Below are 18,314 nucleotides of genomic sequence, written 5' to 3' on the forward strand. Positions count from 1 at the left end.
ATCTTCAATCAATGTATTGGTAGTGGTGTACATTTTGTATTCTAGAATATTCAGGTTTAGCTCCCTGAATCAGAATTTTAGAAATAACTTAAAATTAGATATGAATAAACCGTAAAATAAATATAATATTTTTTAATTATTTTTTAAATATATGATTATGTATGCGTAATTATAAAGTAAATAATGGTTTTTGTTGAGAGATTTTATTATCTCAAATATAAAAAATGTTTTTTTGAAATGCATGGCTAAAACACTTTAAATTCTTCTCTAATAAAAAATTGAAATGAAAAATACAATCTTAATAATAACTTTTTATTACAATTTATATATTTAAATAAACATGATCTTTCGTTTATGTTGGAATTAATACTTGTGAATAATTATTTCAAATGAACATCAAAATACCTATAAATATCTCAGTCATGAATATATTGAATCAACTCGAAAATAACGTATCTGAAGATAAAAGTAAGCAACGTCTTGAAGCACTCCGACATTTAGTAAGTTTAACGGATAGGTTACCGCATCCCACTTCCGGACAAACTTACCAACGTTGGCAGACTTTCGCTCAAATTGCAGGTTTTGATTTAAGTCTAGCAAAACTTTTTGAATCACATTGTGATGCACTTAGTATTTTGCATGAGTTGGGTTCATTTGAAGATGGGGCGAAAGAAATATGGGCAGTATGGGCTGCTGAAGGACCAACGCCCTTACAAGTAAAAAATGATCTTTGTAATGGCTTAAAATATTGGTGTTCTGGAGCCCAATTTGTTCAAAAGGCTTTGATTAGTTATAAAAATAAAGAAGGACAAGCTCAACTTGGTGTTGTTGAATTAAATCAACCGTCTATTCATGTAGATTTAACTCAATGGAAAGCAATTGGTATGCAAGCAACTGAAACGGGACGAGTATATTTTGAAAACACTCCCATTCGGCTTATTGGTGAACCCAATAGTTATCTAGATCGAGCGGGATTTTGGCATGGAGCAGCAGGAGTTGCTGCTTGCTGGTATGGTGCGGCTGCTCGTTTAATGAGCTTTCTACAACAAAACTGTCAGGAGAGTCCAAATTCATTTAAGAAAATGTATTTAGGCGAATTATCTCAAAAACTTGCTGTGACGAAGCAATATTTTCATTATATCGCCGATCGTATTGATGATAAACCGACTCATAGTCATGAACGTGAGATAAGAATACTTCGAGCACAAACAGAGGAATGCTGTTTGAGGGTGATAGAGCTGGTCGGAAAAGCTTTAGGAGCTCGCCCATTCTGTGAAAACCACATTTTTGCAAATTTAATGGCGGATCTACCAGTATTTATTCGACAAAGTCATGCCGCTTTTGATTATGAACAAATTGCTGAACTGACTTTGAGGGAGTTGAGTGTATGGGAACTTTAGCACATCTACTGGTAGACGATCGTATCATTGTTGGTCATGGAACATCCAAATCACAGTGGTTACGCGCATTTGAAAAGCAACCTTTGCCAAAGCTTAATTTTGAATCATTTTATTCTAAAAGAATCATAATAGTAGCACCGCATCCTGATGATGAAATATTGGGTTGCGGGGGCTTAATACAGCAACTCAGAGCACAAAATTGCACTATTTTGATTTTAGCAGTGAGCAATGGAACGCAAAGTCATCCGCAGTCTAAAAAATATAGTCCAGATGAATTAGATATTATTCGCCCGCAAGAAACTTTAGCTGCATTGAATTGCTTAGGAGTTACAGATTATTGCCAGCGTATTGCGTTAAATTTATCTGATGGGCACCTTCATTTGCAAACTCAAGACCTATCACATGGCCTAAGCAAAATCGTTCAACCAAATGACATTCTTATTTGCAGTTATATGCTTGATGGGCATCCAGACCATGAAGCTGTTGGTAGAACGACCCATGCTTTTGCAAAAGCACAAGGATTATTTTATTTACAAGTATTAATATGGGCTTGGCACTGGGCGGCGCCGTTTGATCCACGTATTGATTGGGAGCAGGCGAGAACGTATCAACTTACTGAGGAACAATTAACAAAAAAGCATCAGGCTATATTACAGTTTAAAACTCAATTAGAAGCAGATGAAAGTACGGGGAGAGGTGCAGTGTTGTCTCCAGAAGTAATTAATCGTCTTTTGATGCCATATGAGGTCTATCTCAGTGACTCATTCTAATCAGTATTTTGAAGCGCTATATCGTAACAATGATGATCCTTGGGGATATGACTTTCATTGGTATGAAGCTCGGAAAAGACAGATTTGCCTTGCATTATTGACCAGACAACATTATCCAAAAGTTTTAGAAATAGGGTGCTCAAATGGTCATTTAAGTATGCATTTGGCAGAGAGGGCTGATCAGCTTTTATGCCTTGATGCTTCTGATTACGCTGTTCAGCTAGCCTCACAGCGTTTGAACGGATTAAAACACGTGAAAATAGAAAACAGACGCATACCGCAGGCTTTTCCAAACGAAGTTTTTGATTTGATTATTATAAGTGAGGTGGCTTATTACTTATCTTTATCTGAATTACATCAGCTCATCGAAAAATTGAAATGTAGTTTAAGCGAGGCAGGAGAAATTTTATGTTGTCATTGGCGGCATGAAATTCAGGGGTTTGAACTTGATGCTTTTCGGGTTCATCAGTATTGTAAACAGAATTTGCCATTTCAACATTATTTGAGCTTGAGCGATCCAGATTTTATGGTAGACCTTTGGACAGTTAATCCTTCCACATTAGCGCAGCAGGAGGGTTTGATATGAAAATAGGTATCGTGATTCCTGCTCATAATGAAGAGCAATATTTACCTACATGTTTACAATCAGTTCAACGTGCGATTCAAGAGTTGAGGGATTATCATGTAGAGGTTTTAGTTGTTTTAGATAGTTGTATGGATCAGTCACGATCTATAGTGCAAGAGTATCAAGTAAATTGGATTGAGTGTAATTATGCATGCGTAGGTAAAGCAAGGGATCTAGGTATACGTTATTTGATCACCCAAGGGGTAACTTGGATTGCTTGTACGGATGCTGACAGTCATGTGAATCCAGACTGGTTAGTGTGCCAAATGCAACATCAACCAACTGATGCGATTTGTGGGATTGTGATGTTAGATGATTTTAGTCATTTATCCATGTTAAAAAAGCAGCGATATTTATCACATTATCAAGATCAAATGAATCATCAACATATTCATGGTGCTAACCTAAGTTTTACAGTCGATGCCTATATTCAAGCAGGTGGTTTTGAGCCAACGCCTTGCCATGAAGATGTTTTACTCATTCAAAAATTTATCAAACAGTATTGTCATATTACTTGGAGTAATTTGGTTCGTGTTACGACGAGTAGCCGTCTAATCGCTCGAGCGCCGCAGGGCTTATCTCATTTTCTCAATGAGCTTTAGAATGGATATTAAAAAATACTTTAAAATTATAAAAGTGATTAAAAGTTAGAAGCTTACATGTATCAATAAAGGTCTGGTCTGTACTTATGCATTTCTGATTTAGGCGCAGCAGTGAATTCATCAGGTGAGAATTCAATTATAAACTCCAGCGCTTGTTCATGATCACAGTTAAGCCAATCTAAGCGATGTCCTTCAGGTATGACAACGAAAGATCTTTTCTCATCTTCGGAAGCGCGAAATTGTTTCATCAATGGATGGGTATCCGCATTAATTGTTAATATACTCATCGATAAGATTTCTTTGTCACCAATTGTGGCGTATTCATAGATAGCGGCTATAGTAAAGGGCATGTTATCTTGACGATAAATTCCGTAGCTATGAGCCTTATCATCTATATATTTGGGTTCAAATATAACCTCTACTGGAATCAAGGCGAACTGATTTTTATTCCACGCGTGTTGCAAGTTCACTTCTTTTACAACAATTTCAGCATCTACATTATATATATTTTTGACTTCATTAAAGTCTTCAGCTTTAAACGGAATAAGACCAAAGCGTGCTAATTTCCATTCTATTTTACCTTTGGATGAGATTAAAATAGGGGTGTCATTTGCAGGATAAAGCTCAGATTTATAATCGAAATTCGGCTCATCTAAGTTTAAAAATTGAACCCGATCTTTACGGATAGGTTTGTAGTTTGCAGACATAGTAACCTCTATATTTTAAAGTGTTATATGTTTTTTAATATTGACCAAATTCGCGTTATTAAGGTTATGTATTTTGTATCTCTCTTGCATCAGTTATATGACTGAAAAAATTTTCATGTTGTTTAAGAAAAACTTAAGTAACCATTCAGATCAAGATAAAAGAGATATTTTTTAAGTTGTTATAAGTGGTTAATATTTATAGATATATTTTTTGTAAAAAAAGATGTTTTAAAAATTAAGTTGTGTATAATTTCGCCACAAAAGCCTCTGTGAATTTATAGATGTCCTCTATAGATTAGCAGGGGTTTTTCTATGGAGATTTATCTGTGATGGAAGAACTGAGTTAATTTGTATGGATGGTATTAAATGATCCTTTTTCCCAGAACTGCTCTTATTGATCCTGAAATCCAATTAAGTGCTCAACGTCTTTCAACTCGTATTAGTTTTTTCAGTTTAGGTTTTGCCACAGCTGCATGGGCACCTTTAATTCCTTTTGCTCAACAGCGTTTGAATTTTAATCATGCTGATTTTGGCTTATTGTTGCTATGTAGTGGCTTAGGAGCAATGATTGCGATGCCAGCAACAGGTAAGATTGTGCAGCTTATTGGTTGTCGGGTACCGATAGGAATCGCTTTATTATTACTTGCTTTATTATTACCAAGTTTAAGCTTATGGAACATGCCGTTGATGATGGCGGTGTCGTTATTTCTATTTGGTTCAGCAGCAGGAAGTTTGGGGGTAGCTTTAAACATTCAAGCCGTCGTTGTTGAAAAAAATAGCTTAAAATCGCTCATGTCTGGCTTTCATGGAATGTGTAGTTTAGGTGGTTTAGCAGGTGTGTTAACGATCACAGCTTTGCTCACATTTAAAATTTCACCATTTTTGAGTGCCATTGTTATAAGTGTATTACTGATGTTCATTGCTTTACTTGCTGTACCTTTGAGCCTCAAAGAAATTGAAAATACTGAATCTGAAAAAACATCTGTAGACAAAATGACGATTCGCCAACGCTTGCCAAAACCCTTAATTATACTAATAGGTTTTGTTTGCTTTATCATTTTTATGACTGAAGGCGCAGCGATGGACTGGAGTGGGATTTATTTAACTCAAGAGTATGGAGTCAATACTGCTTTTGCAGGTTTAGCTTACACCTTCTTTGCAATTGCAATGACTATAGGTCGTTTCTCTGGGCACGCTTTGATTCAATATTTTGGAGAGAAAAAACTGCTGGCCTACAGTGCTATTTTTTCAACTGTTGGCTTAAGTTTGGTTAGTGTCGCCTCTCATTGGTGGTTGGTATTGATTGGTTATACGATGGTCGGTGCGGGATGCTCTAACATTGTACCTATCATGTTTTCACGTGCGGGTCGTCAAACGTTAATGTCCAAAACAGCAGCATTATCTTGTGTTTCTACTTTAGCTTACACCGGCATTTTAGTAGGGCCTGCTTTTATTGGGATGATTGGAGAATTAATTGGTTTAAGTACTGTTTTTATGGGATTGTCAGCTTTACTCGTAATGACTTTATATTTGAATCGATTTACTTACATTCGATAAAAGATCATGAACTGGCAATAGGACGATATTGCCAGTTCATTGAATGATGCAGTGTTTACAAGTTTTGATAAATAGAATTAACGTTACGTAGGCCCATTTGTTTGAAATCTTGTAAAGAGGTTTCGTATTGTAAATCATTTAAAAATGCATTCCGCCAATCATTAATATCAAAATCTTTTAAACCTTTAATAAGTTGCTTATAACGTGAAATACGTTCTTGCTTTGGCATTTCTAAAGCTGTTTTTAAAGCGTTTACCATAGCTAACTTATCTGTTGGATCTACCAGAATGGCTTTTGCCATCCGTTCCGCTGCTCCAGCATATTTGGATAAAATTAATACACCAGGGTTTGCAGGATCTTGAGCAGCCACAAACTCTTTAGCAACGAGATTCATTCCATCCCGTATTGAGCTAATCCAACAAACATCTGCTTGACGATATATTTGCATCAAGTGATGATGTTTTATAGCATCGTAAGAACATTCAATTGGTTGCCATCCATTTTGTGCAAATTCCTGATTAATAAGATCTATTTTAATCTTAAAACGCTCAAATAAACGTTGATATGCGGGGACTTCTAACCGACAAGGGCAGGCAATTTGCAAATGTTGTATATGTTGCTTGTATTCAGGATATTTTTCTAAAAACTCGGCATAAGAGATAAAGCGTTCCAGTAATCCTTTTGAATAATCAATACGATCTACACCAATAATCGTTTTGGGTGAGTTAACTTCAATAGTGCGGGTTAGAAAATCTTTTGTATCGACAAACTGTTGAGCAGCTCTTTGAATAGCGGCAGGATTTACGCCGATCGGATAGCACTTTATAGTTGTTAATCGTTGATGGAAACTCAATAAATCGCGCTGAATTTTTTGTGCTTTCAATAACGATGTACAGACTTGCATACAAATTTTCTGATCTTTTTCAGTTTGCAAACCTACCACATCATATTGGCATAAGTTCTCAATTAATTGCGGAGCAGACGGAATTTTTTGCCAAATAAATAAAGGAGCAAAAGGGATGTGAAGGAAGAAACCAATTTTATTTTGCATCCCTAATTCACGACAATATTTTGCTACACTTAAAAAATGATAATCATGAACCCAAATCGTATCATCGGGTTCAGAAATTTCAGCAAGCTTCTTAGCAAATAAATAATTTACTTGCTGATATCCCTCATAGTCCGAAAGTTTGTATTCAATCAGGTCTGAACGATGGTGCATAGCTGGCCACAAAGCATTATTTGCAAATCCCGCATAATAGCTTGCGTATTGATTTTCAGTTAAAGGACAGGTGACATAATCAATCCGACCTTTACGATGCACATCAAAATTTATTTGTTCTTTCGTATGGACAGTCTCTCCATTCCATCCTAGCCATATACCGCCTACATCATCTAAAGCATCTTGTATCGCCACAGCTAATCCACCTGCTGAAGGTTTTTGTGCATTAGGAATGCTCACACGATTGGATAAGATAATTAATTTAGACATGTTTTTTCTCCACTTAAGTTATTACTACTTAAATTGTTTTTGCCATCATTTTGTATGTGTTCTAAAAATATGCTGAAAAAATCATATACTTGATTAATATCTCTAAGACGATGTTTGGCATGTGTAAGACCATCGCCAACTTTAATCGAGATTCCATTTTTGTAGTGATTCACAAAATAGAATCCATCCTCATCTGTCTGATCATCACCAATAAAAATTGGAGTAAAAATTTCGGTTTGATTCAAAAGAGCTAAAATTTTTCCTATAGCTAATCCTTTATTTGCTTCAGCGGAAATTAATTCAAAAACAAATTTTCCTTCAATTAACTTTAAATGAGGAAAAAGCTCATGAATTTCCAATATTATTTTTTTTGCATTTTCATGAAGTTCTGGACATTTTCTATAATGTAAAGCTATAGAAGTAGTTTTATTTTCAATAAAAAAGTGTGGATAAGGACTACAGGAATCAACAAGCAATTTATAGATATGAGAGATTTCAAGAGATTTTTTTGAATTAATGATTTTTTTCTCGTGGCTTAGATATATTTCTGATCCATGCAGTGCTGCAATTGGAAGATTAATATACTTAAATAGTTTATGGGCAGACTGAAAGTCCCTACCAGTCACAGCAATTACAGGAATGTTATAAGACAAAATCTTATCTAGAATAAACAAAGTATTAGATGGAATAAAACAATCATTTGGATTTATTTTGAAATCACATAAAGTCCCATCTATATCTAAAAATAGACATTTTTTTCTATGATCCAGAGCTAAATCAGCGCGTAAATTCTCTAAATTATCCGAGCTTGATTCGTTTTTCTTTGATTTATAAATCAATTTTATTATCTCTATTAATAAACTTATGCTTATTATACGGGTTTGTCTTTAACAAAATAGTTGATTTGTCAATAAACAAACACAAGAAAAACATAATTTACATTAGTAATTTTTATGATACATAGTAAATTTTTCTTACAATTATGATTAATTTTTCAAGTGCTTGTTATTATAGTGATAAAAAAATTTTATTAAAGTTGTGTGGATGATAAAATATTTTTTTTAATTTAAATTTTAGATGTAATTTTAACAACGAATAATAAGATTATATTAGGTTTGAGTGGGTAGTATAAAATTATAACTAATTATTCAGATGCTTTATAATGTATCTACTTTTTTAGATATTAAAATATAACGTAAGATTAATGGTTGGAGTAACTATCTAGAATATTTTGCTTTATAACAAGCTGAGTAGCTGAGTAGCTGAGTAGCTGAGTAGCTGAGTAGCTGAGTAGCTGAGTAGCTGAGTAGCTGAGTAGCTGAGTAGCTGAGTAGCTGAGTAGCTTTTTAATTAAAACTAAGTAGATCAATTTAAAATTTAGTCAAAAAAAAGAAGTGTGATCGGTCAAGGGCACACTTCTAGTAATTGAATTATTGTTCTTTGTTTAATCCAGTTGTATATTCTTCCGATTTAAAATAAGTATCAATTTGTTCGACACTTTTTGAGTACTCCCTAATGTTTAAAAGGGGTTTATCTTTTTTTTGTGTAGCGTTGAATTGAAATTCTGGCGGGATATCACTTCTGAGAGGAGGAGGTGCTTTTCTCTTACCATCCGTAGTGATTCTTTCAATAAAACCTGCCAACCATAAAATGAATTCATCTTCATTTTTAATTTTAGGAATTAAACTGATATCTAACTGAACCTTACATTCTTGATTAGGCTTATTTAAACACTCCTCAAAATCAATAAAGTTGTAAAGTAGTTTTAATTTAGTTCCTTTAATTTCTTTACGAATTTCGATGATCAATGTATTGAGGTTTTCTATGGGATCATTGTTCGTATCTTTCTTTTCCTGCAAGTTTCTATAGACTTTTTCAGCTATACGTAAAAATTGTGGCATTTCTTGCTCCTGCCAAGTCCATATCATTTAGAAATTATGAAGGTTTTTAGGTTACTGATTGTATTTGTTATGATGACTCGTGTGAGTAATGATGATTTTGTGAAACGAAAGTTGTAAGCAGACAATAATGAATAGAGTTTTTTTTGCTATCATGTTGTTTTTTATATTTATTAAAAGTATCGATTAGAAGGAATTGTTTACATAAAAAAAAGGATTGTAAATATTATATAATTATAGAATATAATGTTGTATTAATGTTTCATGAGCTGATAAGTATCTAATTTAAAATAAACTATTTATATTCATAAGCAATGAGAGCAGTAACGAGTATTTCTGAATTATTGTAAGTATGACAATGGCTTATATTTTTAATATTTACCTTGAGATTATGGTTAGAAAATTCTTCCCTTAACCATTTATTAATGGAATTTTCTAAATCTTGAATTGATTTTTCTTCAAAAGACTTTATTTTAGACATTTATTACTCACTTTCTTATCTGCTATCTGATAAATAGATTAGACAGTTAAATTTTTTTTTGTGATGTTTTTTATTTATAAAATTGTTTTTATATTAAATAAAGATGTTTAGTAATGTTTGGAAATAAATTTGTGTTAAATTTAAAGTTTTGATTTGTATTGATATTTGTTTTCCATAATGATGTTTTTTACATAAGTTTTCATTCTTTAAAGAAAAGCTATAGAAGAGGGGCTTAAAGATTACAATAAAAATGCTACTAATATAAGTCTTCAAATGCATTAAAGAGGTATCTCATGTTAAAAACGATTCTTACTTTGGGAACAGGTGTCGCTTTGGGTTGTTATTATAAATCTCACAAGGATAAGAGTAGATTGTCTGATGATAAAAAAAGTGATGCTCATGATTTAAATGAAGAGGTCAAAGGGAAAAAAGTTTTGAGTAAATTTATGAAATAAATTTAGATTAAAAAAGAAGCTTAAACCAAGCTTCTTTTTTAATGAATTCCTATCTCAGTGATTTTTATGATATAGATATATACTTTTTAAAGTTATATGAAGTAACAGAACCCAAAGATAGTTTATTTCATAAAGCATAGGTCAAGAACCTTCAAAAACATATTCTTAAATTACTAATGACAAGGAACCTTGTTGGCAAGAGTTGGAGGTGATGGTAGATGATAAAAGTGATTCTAGAATAAGATAGACTTAAATAAGTGGCTAAAATTTTATTTATGGAGTAAAGGAATATATTAGCTTATGGAAAATAGTCAGGGTTATAGAAGTATAGAACCTATTATCTATTAACAAAGACAAAATAGAGGTACAAAGTGATGAATAATCTATTATTAAAAAGTTTAGCATTATGTTTTGTATTCAGTTTAGCTGGATGCGAAAAAAATAAAGACGCTGATACGATGAGTCGAGAGGAGACAACGACTCCCCATGCTTTAGAAACGGAACCAGTTGAAATGGATCATTCTAGGGAAGCTCAGTTACATGATGATTTACAACATGGTAGTTCTGCTCCTGTGATGAATGAAAGTGATGAAGCAGGTTTAACAAATGATAATACTCAAACGAACTTATCAAGTAGAACTCCTTCTAATTAAAAACTAACAATTCTAAGGATGTTGTGGTTAAGAATTTTCTATGAAGTTTTTAACCACAATTAATTTAAGATTTCTATTTTTGGTGTTAAAAAGTAATTCAATATCTTTATATAAATTTACGATATGTGATGTTGGTCACAATAATCTTTATTTGCGATACCTAGAGCTCTTTCAGTGTACTTTCTATGTTTCTTCTACGAGATTTTATTTCATAAATTAAAACAATATTAACAATGGGTTACTTTAATTCCTGCGAAAATTCATGAAGGATAAAATAAAGGAATTAACAAATGCCTCAGTACTTAAAATTAGCAGAGAAAATTTATAGTAATTTAAAAGTATCAAAAGGATTCTCTGATGATCCAGTTGAGGATCTTAATAATTTGATGATTGAGTTAAGAAATACAGTAAAAGATACAAATTTTAAGATGCTTCATCATTATATAGATTTTGAAGAATTATTGATGAACTCACAAAATGTACCTATTAATATTGATATAAGTATTTTACCAAAGAGTAAAAATAAAGATGAATATATATTGTGGCTTGCGAGTTTTGTAGAAAAAGTCACGATTCCCACTAAAAAAATAAAACAACCAATAAAGGATAAAGTTATTCAACCTAGCTATTGCTATGATGATTTAGGGAATATTGTAGATAAAACAAAAACAGATGAAGATGCAATAGTTTTATATTTTCAATATAAAGAAACTACAACATAAAATGGATTAATGAAGATGGGGTGTAGATAAGGACTTAGCCCAGCTCTTCGCTTGGCAACGTGGACATTCCTGTTCTAAATGCAGTAAATGCTGCGTTGCGCCACAATTCATACAAGAATAGAAGGTTTCTGGACTCAAATATTCAGATTTTTTATAATCTTTTGGAAACAAAGGTAAGCCCCATTTGGTTTCTTTCTCTGTATAAAATAAAATACTCAGGGAACCATCTGTTTCCAAAACAGCAACTTTTATTTGACCTAAATGTTCTACACTCTGTTGACGCATCTCAGCAAAAAACTCATCATGAGAATACTTTCCTTTCTTTATATCGTGTATCACCATCATGCCATCTTCAATGATACAGAGTGATTCTCCTTCTAAGAGTATTTCAATTTTTTCGTTTTTCATCATCGCCCAAGTCACTAGTCGATAAAGAATAATAATTGTACTCATGACTACAAATGCTTGGATAAGCGGTATGTCATCCATAAACATCGGATCACCAGCCGCTGATCCGAGACTTAAAATGATAGCTAGTTCAAATATAGAGAGTTGTCGGATGCCTCGTTTACCAGATAGTCTTAAGAAGAAGAGGATAAAAATAAACATGAAAAAACAACGGATAATTATTTCTAGGATAAAATCCCATGTTGTATCATGTATAAAGATGTCTAGTATTTCCATTTTTTACTACCATTTTTATTATAGATATTATTATATTACATAAATAAAATGAGCTTATTAAAAAATAAGCTCATTTTTTACAACATGTCAGATTTATATTTTATCCCAAGCATCTTTAACCGCTTGTTTAGCATGTTCCCATTTTAGCCTAGATTCAGCTTTTAGCTCTTCCCATGATTTCTCTAAACTACCTTCGACATCTTCGAATTGAGTATCACGGTCGTATTCAGAGCGTGCTCGATTACCAAGCTCATAAGCTTTTGAAAAATCTCGGTCATAATCTAAATCTGGTGTATCAAGTTGAGCTTCTTGATAATAGGGACGAGTGACATAGCTATTACGCCAATGATCATTTGGATCAATAGTAACACGTGGATTTTGCTGATGTTGATTTGTAATATCTACTTCTTTCATTAGAATTCTCCGAATCACTAATCGAATGAATATAAAATTTAGGAGAATATTTAACTATTCTCCTAAATCTCTTCAGATCTAAAAATAATCAAATATTACTTTTGTTGATTATTTTGATTCGATCCTTGACGATTAGCGTCTTTTTGGTTTGAACCTTGTTGTTGAGAATCGCGCTTGTCTTGTTGCTGTTGCTGATGTTGTTGCTGGCGATTATCATCATTTGGTTGTTTTCTTTGCTGATTGTTACGTTCTTCATTCGGTTGATTATTTGTATTACTCATGATCGTATACCTCATTTAACTATAATAAAATTATCTGAGTACATCAGATGGTTTTAGTAAAACATATTTTTTTATTTTGAAGTGGGTGAGCATGTTTCACTATATTTAAATGTAATTGTTTTTTTATATTAACTAATTAATTAATAGAGACTTGTAGATATAACAGTCTTAGAAACAAAAACATTATTTAATATAAGTTCATGTTTGTACTACAGGATGAAACAAATCAAAAAATTATATTCTCAGCTTATGATTTCTTCAATTTTTTTACATATATCTATCAATAGGTTCTGTAGTTTTATTTCTGGTTTTCCTTTATATTCAGTTCGAAAACTATAAATCTTGTTTTTATAATCAATGCAATAGAAGAATGTTCCTACAGGTTTTTCCTTTGATTCAGATCCACCTTTTTTCAATAATCCTGTACATGAAACATAAATATCGGCTTTAATTTTTTTCTTCCCTTTTTTAATCATTTCTTTAGTGACTTGCATTGATTCAGCGGTATGCCTTTGAATTAATTTGGATGAAATTTTAAGTAAGTCTTCTTTAACACTTAAATCATAGCAGACCAAGCTACCGATTAAGATATTTCCCGAAAGTGGGTTGAGTGAGAATTGGTAAGACAAATAACCGGCAGAAGCACTCTCAAAGAAAAATATTGTTAATTTTTTCTTCGCCAATATGTTACATGTTGTCTTTAACATTATTTGATCACCTTTTTAACGATTGATTAAATTATTGAGCATTTATTTTATTTGTTTCCATTTTAAATAATTCAAAATATTGGATTGTAATTCTACTATTTTATATATGTCTGAATAAAAAGCTTTTTTTAAAATAATATGTTTTCCTGTTAACGTGCTTTAACAAAAAATCGGTATGAATAAAGATAGTAAGCCGTAAGCTTGTTTTTATGTTTTCAACTTGGAGAGTGAAAATGCCAGTTGTCGTCAAAAAAAGGTTACTTGATTTGATACAGGATGATCATCAAAATTATTATGAGTTAGTTTCTTTTTTCCTTGACGGGAATATTGCTAACATTGAAAAAGAGAAGAAGTCTGTCAATTTATTAAAAATGGAATTTGAACAAGTATGTTTAGATGATGTTCATTTTCCCGATCAAATCGGTGATATAAAGCACTGGTATCTAGAGGAAAATAAAAAAACAGGTAATGCCTATCAAGATTATATAAGCCGAAGACAATTAGGTGGACAGCGAGAATATTTTAAAAATATAGGTCAAGCCTTTGAATTTCTGATTAAAGTCTCACCAATAAAAAAAGTTGATGGCTCTTGGTTATATAGTATTGTGAATTATTGGAATGATCCTGCATTTCATGATCTTATTTTGATTTATTTGGAGGAATTGGGACTAGGTTCAGCTAAATCCAATCATGTATGTATTTATGATGATCTTTTAAGAGTTCTTGGTTTAGATGATTTTGAGCTTTTTCTCGATGATGAATACTACCACCATGCCGCAATTCAATTGGCTTTAGGGTATGCACCCCCAGAATTTATTCCAGAAATCGTAGGATTTAACTTCGGTTATGAGAAATTGCCTTTGCATCTTCTGATCACTAATTATGAGCTTAAAGAATTAGGGATTGATTCAAAATATTTTAACTTACATATTACGATTGATAATCTTGATAATGGTCATGCTCATAAGTCTTTAAAAACTTTAGAAAATTTTTATAAAAAATTTAAGGATAAAGCGGTTTTTATCAATAAACTAAAACGTGGTTATGCATTAAATCAACATGGAATTACCTCACTGCAAATTATTAACAATCTCAACTTAGAAGATTTCGTTCATAAAATTTTAAAGCGGAAAGCTTTAATTGGGCAGTTAGTACATAACGACAAGCAGCAAATCGGCTGTAAATCTATCAATCAATGGCTTTCCAATCCTGATGAAATTGGAAGTTTTATCAATCAATTGATAGAAAAAAAATGGATCAAACTTAATAAAGCCCCTGAAGAAAGTTTGTTCTGGAAATTGATTAGCCATCAAGATGGAAAGATGTATGGGGTATTTAATCCCACAGAAAAGCAAATTATTCATGATTGGATTGCGGGAGAACAGTACGCATCTACTTTTCTTTCTTATCACCAACACGTTGATAGAGAACAGCCGATCCATGATTTTTTATTTAGTTATATCTCAGATGGGGAACTGGAAAGCTTGCAAACAAGAGTTAGTCAGACCAGTAATCTGGCCCTTAAGCTTTCAAAGTTGACACCTTTTTTAGCTCCAGATACTCATCACAAAACTATAGGGTTATGGAGTACGCAAAAATATACGGAACTTTTATTCCCTTATTTAACCAGCTCACTTAACCGATAACGATTCATCAAAACTTTTTATTTTCTAGCTAACTGTAAATAGGTCGCCACATGAATGACAACACTAAAAACACTGAAACGAAAAGTGCCTTAGCAGGTCAAACTCCAGATAAGTGCAATACGACAGAGAAAACAGCTCAACTTGATCAGGTCCGTACAGATGCAACCAATGAAGCATTGACGACTAATCAAGGTGTGAAAATTTCCGATAATCAAAATAGTCTTAAGGCTGGCGTTCGAGGTTCAACACTACTCGAAGATTTTATTTTAAGAGAAAAAATCACTCATTTTGATCATGAACGTATTCCTGAACGGATTGTGCATGCTCGAGGTGTCGGTGCACATGGCTATTTTCAGGCATATGAAGGGAATGAACGTTTTACAAAGGCAGGATTTTTAACTGATCCGACGATTCAAACACCTATTTTTGTACGGTGTTCGACCGTACAAGGCCCACGTGGTTCTGCGGATACCGTTCGTGATATCCGAGGTTTTGCCATCAAATTTTATACCCAAGAGGGTAATTTTGATTTAGTTGGTAATAATGCGCCTGTTTTTTTCATTCAAGATGGCATTAAATTTCCTGATTTTGTTCATGCAGTCAAACCAGAACCACATACAGAAGTTCCAACAGGCGGGAGTGCACATGATACTTTTTGGGATTTTGTATCATTGGTACCCGAATCTGCTCATGCGGTGATGTGGGCAATGTCCGATCGGGCTATTCCACGTAATTTACGTTCGATCCAAGGTTTTGGTGTGCATACTTTCCGATTGATCGATGCACATGAAAAAGCAAGATTTGTTAAATTTCATTGGACTCCAAAACAAGGCGTGCATGCACTTGTTTGGGATGAAGCACAAAAATTAGCAGGCAAAGATCCTGATTTTCATCGCAGGGACTTATATGAAGCTATTGAGCAGGGCATTTATCCTGAATGGGAGTTAGGCGTGCAGATCATCGAAGAAGAAGATGAAATGAGCTTTGACTTTGATTTGCTTGACCCTACTAAACTTATTCCAGAAGAATTAGTGCCGATAACACCGCTCGGAAAATTCGTACTTAATCGTAATGTTGACAATTTTTTTGCTGAAACAGAACAAATTGCATTCTGTCCAGGTCATATTGTACCTGGTATAGATTTTAGCAATGACCCACTTTTACAAGCTCGTTTGTTTTCTTATACCGATACGCAGCTGAGTCGTTTAGGTGGACCGAACTTCCATCAAATTCCGATTAATAAGCCTGTATGTCCTTTTCACAATCATCAACGAGATGCAATGCATCAATCTGAAATTCATAAGGGGCAGGCATCTTATCAACCTAACTCAATTGACAATAATTGGCCGATTGAAGTTCCTGTTGCTACTCAGAATGGTGGTTTCGAGAGTTATCAGGAACGTGTTGATGGTCATAAAATTCGTCAGCGTAGTGAATCATTTTCCGATCATTTTTCTCAAGCACGTTTGTATTATCAAAGTTTAGCGCCACATGAACAGAAACACGTGGTGGACGCTTATACCTTTGAATTAAGTAAGGTTAAACGTCAACACATTAGAGAAAGAGAAGTGCAATCTATTTTGGCCAATATTGATACAGATTTAGCGCAACAAGTCGGCAAAAATTTAGGAATAAAAGTGCCTGATTTGGCCGAGAATTTCAAACATGCCATGATCGAAAAGTCCGAACGACTTTCTATGCAAGCTTTTATCCCCGAAGATATTAAAGGCAGAAAAATAGCGGTATTAATTCATGATAACGTCAATGCTGAAAGCGTGCGTACGATTCAGAATTGGGTGATGAAAGAGAAGGTGATTGCTCATTTACTAACCCCAATGCCCGCTCCAGTAAAAGGTATGCGAGATGAAGAAATCACATCTGATGGGATGCAGAAAGCCGAACCTTCGATTGCATATGATGCTGTCATTATCGTAGATGGTGATAATTCGAATATGGTTTCCGCAGATGGTGTGACCAAACATTATTTACTTGAAGCTTATAAGCATTTAAAGCCTATGGTCTTTTTAGGAGATAAATCAGCATTGTTGGATCAACTTGAGTTAAGCCCTGATGAAGGAACGCTTATACAGGACGATTTTCGTCATGTCGCAGAAAAACTAAAACATCTTCTACGACATCACCGAATTTGGTCAAGAGAAGCGCTGATAGAGGCGATTCCAGCTTAGTTGATTTGGTATGATGATAAACACTAGATTGCAGTTATTTTGACTAGAACGACTGCAATCCTTTCGATGTGTTGGTAGTTCGGTTGTTCTAACTCTTCGCCAAATACATCAGGATCGATTTCCTCATAGGTACATTTCAAAGTTGGATAATTGATGATCCAACTTTGAATGGCTTCCAAAAATTTATTGCCGTATTGGCTGATTGAAATTCCTGTATATAGAAAAATGCTACCATTCGGGGCAAGTCTTTTTACGGCCTCTCTTAGAATGTTGAAGGACAATTCTGTACCATCTAAATTGTTTCCACCATGCCGATACTGCCGTTCTTGGATATCCATCAAATAAGGGGGATTGGCAAATATAAGATCAAAACTCCCCTCTAAATTAGAAAATAAATTGCTATGAATAGGATAAATATTTTCTAAGCCATTAAATTGTTGGTTTACCTGACTATAAAACAAGGCCTTAGGGTTAATGTCCGCAGTAAATATCTCAGAAATTGAGGGAAAGCGTTTGGCAATTGAAATCGCGACAGCTGATGTCCCACAGCATAACTCTACAGCTCGTTGGCAGGATGGAGATTGAGTGAGTAAATATTGCTTAAGATGATAATAAAATCGATAGGTGTCGGGGCCAAAAAACACGGCATCATTTTCTACGGTTGGAAAAGCAGAATGAATAAATAATTCATCCTCTAATGATGCAACACGGATTTTACTGAAACATTGGTTGTTCTCAATGCGGATAAGATCTGCTTTTTCCAAGAGGACAAAGAGTTGAGGGTCTAAATCTTCAGGAGCGAAAGGCAGATTCCATCCAAAAATATCTCTAAGTGTTGTAAACCTTGATGATAAACCTTCCTTTCTTTTTATAATACGTTCGTGGGTTAGTGGAGTAATTACTGTAAATCGATAATTTTGCTCTTTTAAAAATTTTAATAAAAAGAGCAAAGCATGTTGCTGGAGAAGCGATGTATCAAGGTGTTGTTTCATTGTAGGTCTCTTATTTTTATAAAAATTTCTGAGCCGAGGTTG

At 33.6% G+C, this 18,314-nt stretch carries 20 protein-coding genes; 10 read left to right on the plus strand and 10 right to left on the minus strand.

Annotated elements, in window-relative coordinates:
- Nucleotides 1-389 precede the first annotated feature (389 nt).
- From EXE30_RS03370 to EXE30_RS03385, 4 genes are read left to right on the plus strand one after another with little or no spacing between them, the layout of a single operon-like run.
- Entirely contained in the window at nucleotides 390-1,400 is a 1,011-nt protein-coding gene (locus tag EXE30_RS03370; RefSeq protein WP_130161196.1) for an acyl-CoA dehydrogenase family protein, read from the plus strand.
- A complete protein-coding gene (locus EXE30_RS03375) occupies nucleotides 1,388-2,170 on the plus strand; it encodes a PIG-L deacetylase family protein (protein ID WP_130161197.1) in 783 nt (260 codons plus the stop codon). Before EXE30_RS03370 ends, EXE30_RS03375 begins: the two co-directional genes overlap by 13 nt.
- Nucleotides 2,157-2,756 (plus strand): class I SAM-dependent methyltransferase, encoded by a 600-nt coding sequence (locus tag EXE30_RS03380; protein ID WP_130161198.1) that lies wholly within the window; start codon nucleotides 2,157-2,159, stop codon nucleotides 2,754-2,756. Before EXE30_RS03375 ends, EXE30_RS03380 begins: the two co-directional genes overlap by 14 nt.
- Nucleotides 2,753-3,397: a glycosyltransferase gene (locus tag EXE30_RS03385; RefSeq protein ID WP_130161199.1), complete on the plus strand. Its 645-nt coding sequence runs from the start codon at nucleotides 2,753-2,755 to the stop codon at nucleotides 3,395-3,397. The genes EXE30_RS03380 and EXE30_RS03385 overlap by 4 nt, the downstream gene beginning before the upstream one ends.
- Before the next feature lie 62 nt (nucleotides 3,398-3,459).
- On the opposite strand, the gene EXE30_RS03390 is transcribed toward EXE30_RS03385, so the two are convergent.
- Nucleotides 3,460-4,104, minus strand: a complete 645-nt coding sequence (locus tag EXE30_RS03390; RefSeq protein ID WP_130161200.1) for an SOS response-associated peptidase family protein — start codon at nucleotides 4,102-4,104, stop codon at nucleotides 3,460-3,462.
- 366 nt (nucleotides 4,105-4,470) lie between these two features.
- On the opposite strand from EXE30_RS03390, the gene EXE30_RS03395 reads away from it, so the two are divergent.
- Nucleotides 4,471-5,661, plus strand: coding sequence for an MFS transporter (locus EXE30_RS03395; protein ID WP_130161201.1), 1,191 nt, complete (start codon nucleotides 4,471-4,473; stop codon nucleotides 5,659-5,661).
- Nucleotides 5,662-5,716: 55 nt separating this feature from the next.
- On the opposite strand, the gene EXE30_RS03400 is transcribed toward EXE30_RS03395, so the two are convergent.
- The 4 genes from EXE30_RS03400 to EXE30_RS03415 all read right to left on the minus strand — a co-directional run bounded on the left by EXE30_RS03400 (nucleotide 5,717) and on the right by EXE30_RS03415 (nucleotide 9,532).
- Nucleotides 5,717-7,153: a trehalose-6-phosphate synthase gene (locus tag EXE30_RS03400; protein ID WP_130161202.1), complete on the minus strand. Its 1,437-nt coding sequence runs from the start codon at nucleotides 7,151-7,153 to the stop codon at nucleotides 5,717-5,719.
- Complete coding sequence (otsB, locus tag EXE30_RS03405) at nucleotides 7,141-7,992, minus strand: trehalose-phosphatase (protein ID WP_130161203.1); 852 nt, start codon at nucleotides 7,990-7,992, stop codon at nucleotides 7,141-7,143. Before otsB ends, EXE30_RS03400 begins: the two co-directional genes overlap by 13 nt.
- 591 nt (nucleotides 7,993-8,583) lie before the next feature.
- Nucleotides 8,584-9,054, minus strand: a complete 471-nt coding sequence (locus EXE30_RS03410) for a hypothetical protein (RefSeq protein ID WP_130161204.1) — start codon at nucleotides 9,052-9,054, stop codon at nucleotides 8,584-8,586.
- Between the two features lie 292 nt (nucleotides 9,055-9,346).
- A complete protein-coding gene (locus EXE30_RS03415; RefSeq protein ID WP_121928391.1) occupies nucleotides 9,347-9,532 on the minus strand; it encodes a hypothetical protein in 186 nt (61 codons plus the stop codon).
- Between the two features lie 293 nt (nucleotides 9,533-9,825).
- Between EXE30_RS03415 and EXE30_RS15855 the strand changes: the two genes are divergently transcribed.
- From EXE30_RS15855 to EXE30_RS03425, 3 genes are all read left to right on the plus strand, one after another.
- Nucleotides 9,826-9,987, plus strand: coding sequence for a hypothetical protein (locus tag EXE30_RS15855; RefSeq protein ID WP_165382360.1), 162 nt, complete (start codon nucleotides 9,826-9,828; stop codon nucleotides 9,985-9,987).
- 374 nt (nucleotides 9,988-10,361) lie between these two features.
- Nucleotides 10,362-10,640, plus strand: coding sequence for a hypothetical protein (locus tag EXE30_RS03420; RefSeq protein ID WP_130161205.1), 279 nt, complete (start codon nucleotides 10,362-10,364; stop codon nucleotides 10,638-10,640).
- Between the two features lie 290 nt (nucleotides 10,641-10,930).
- The gene (locus EXE30_RS03425; RefSeq protein ID WP_130161206.1) at nucleotides 10,931-11,362 is read left to right on the plus strand and encodes a hypothetical protein; all 432 of its coding nucleotides are present in this window, start codon (nucleotides 10,931-10,933) and stop codon (nucleotides 11,360-11,362) included.
- A 6-nt stretch (nucleotides 11,363-11,368) separates the two neighbouring features.
- On the opposite strand, the gene EXE30_RS03430 is transcribed toward EXE30_RS03425, so the two are convergent.
- The 4 genes from EXE30_RS03430 to EXE30_RS03445 all read right to left on the minus strand — a co-directional run bounded on the left by EXE30_RS03430 (nucleotide 11,369) and on the right by EXE30_RS03445 (nucleotide 13,448).
- Nucleotides 11,369-12,046 carry a DUF421 domain-containing protein gene (locus EXE30_RS03430; protein WP_130161207.1) on the minus strand — a complete coding sequence of 226 codons (678 nt, stop codon included), beginning with the start codon at nucleotides 12,044-12,046 and terminating at the stop codon, nucleotides 11,369-11,371.
- 93 nt (nucleotides 12,047-12,139) lie between these two features.
- Nucleotides 12,140-12,460, minus strand: a complete 321-nt coding sequence (locus EXE30_RS03435) for a hypothetical protein (protein WP_130161208.1) — start codon at nucleotides 12,458-12,460, stop codon at nucleotides 12,140-12,142.
- Nucleotides 12,461-12,555: 95 nt separating this feature from the next.
- The gene (locus EXE30_RS03440; RefSeq protein ID WP_005196089.1) at nucleotides 12,556-12,741 is read right to left on the minus strand and encodes a hypothetical protein; all 186 of its coding nucleotides are present in this window, start codon (nucleotides 12,739-12,741) and stop codon (nucleotides 12,556-12,558) included.
- Nucleotides 12,742-12,983: 242 nt separating this feature from the next.
- Nucleotides 12,984-13,448, minus strand: coding sequence for a CinA family protein (locus tag EXE30_RS03445; protein WP_130161209.1), 465 nt, complete (start codon nucleotides 13,446-13,448; stop codon nucleotides 12,984-12,986).
- 233 nt (nucleotides 13,449-13,681) lie between these two features.
- Here EXE30_RS03445 and EXE30_RS03450 point away from each other — a divergent pair, with 233 nt between their 5' ends.
- Together EXE30_RS03450 and katE are read left to right on the plus strand one after the other, a co-directional pair.
- Nucleotides 13,682-15,094 (plus strand): iron-containing redox enzyme family protein, encoded by a 1,413-nt coding sequence (locus tag EXE30_RS03450; RefSeq protein ID WP_130161210.1) that lies wholly within the window; start codon nucleotides 13,682-13,684, stop codon nucleotides 15,092-15,094.
- Nucleotides 15,095-15,144: 50 nt separating this feature from the next.
- Nucleotides 15,145-17,280, plus strand: a complete 2,136-nt coding sequence (katE, locus tag EXE30_RS03455) for a catalase HPII (protein WP_130161211.1) — start codon at nucleotides 15,145-15,147, stop codon at nucleotides 17,278-17,280.
- A 23-nt stretch (nucleotides 17,281-17,303) separates the two neighbouring features.
- On the opposite strand, the gene EXE30_RS03460 is transcribed toward katE, so the two are convergent.
- Nucleotides 17,304-18,272, minus strand: coding sequence for a methyltransferase (locus EXE30_RS03460; protein ID WP_130161212.1), 969 nt, complete (start codon nucleotides 18,270-18,272; stop codon nucleotides 17,304-17,306).
- Nucleotides 18,273-18,314: the final 42 nt, after the last annotated feature.

The sequence above is a fragment of the Acinetobacter halotolerans genome (assembly GCF_004208515.1).
In the GTDB taxonomy this organism is placed as follows: Bacteria; Pseudomonadota; Gammaproteobacteria; order Pseudomonadales; family Moraxellaceae; genus Acinetobacter; species Acinetobacter halotolerans.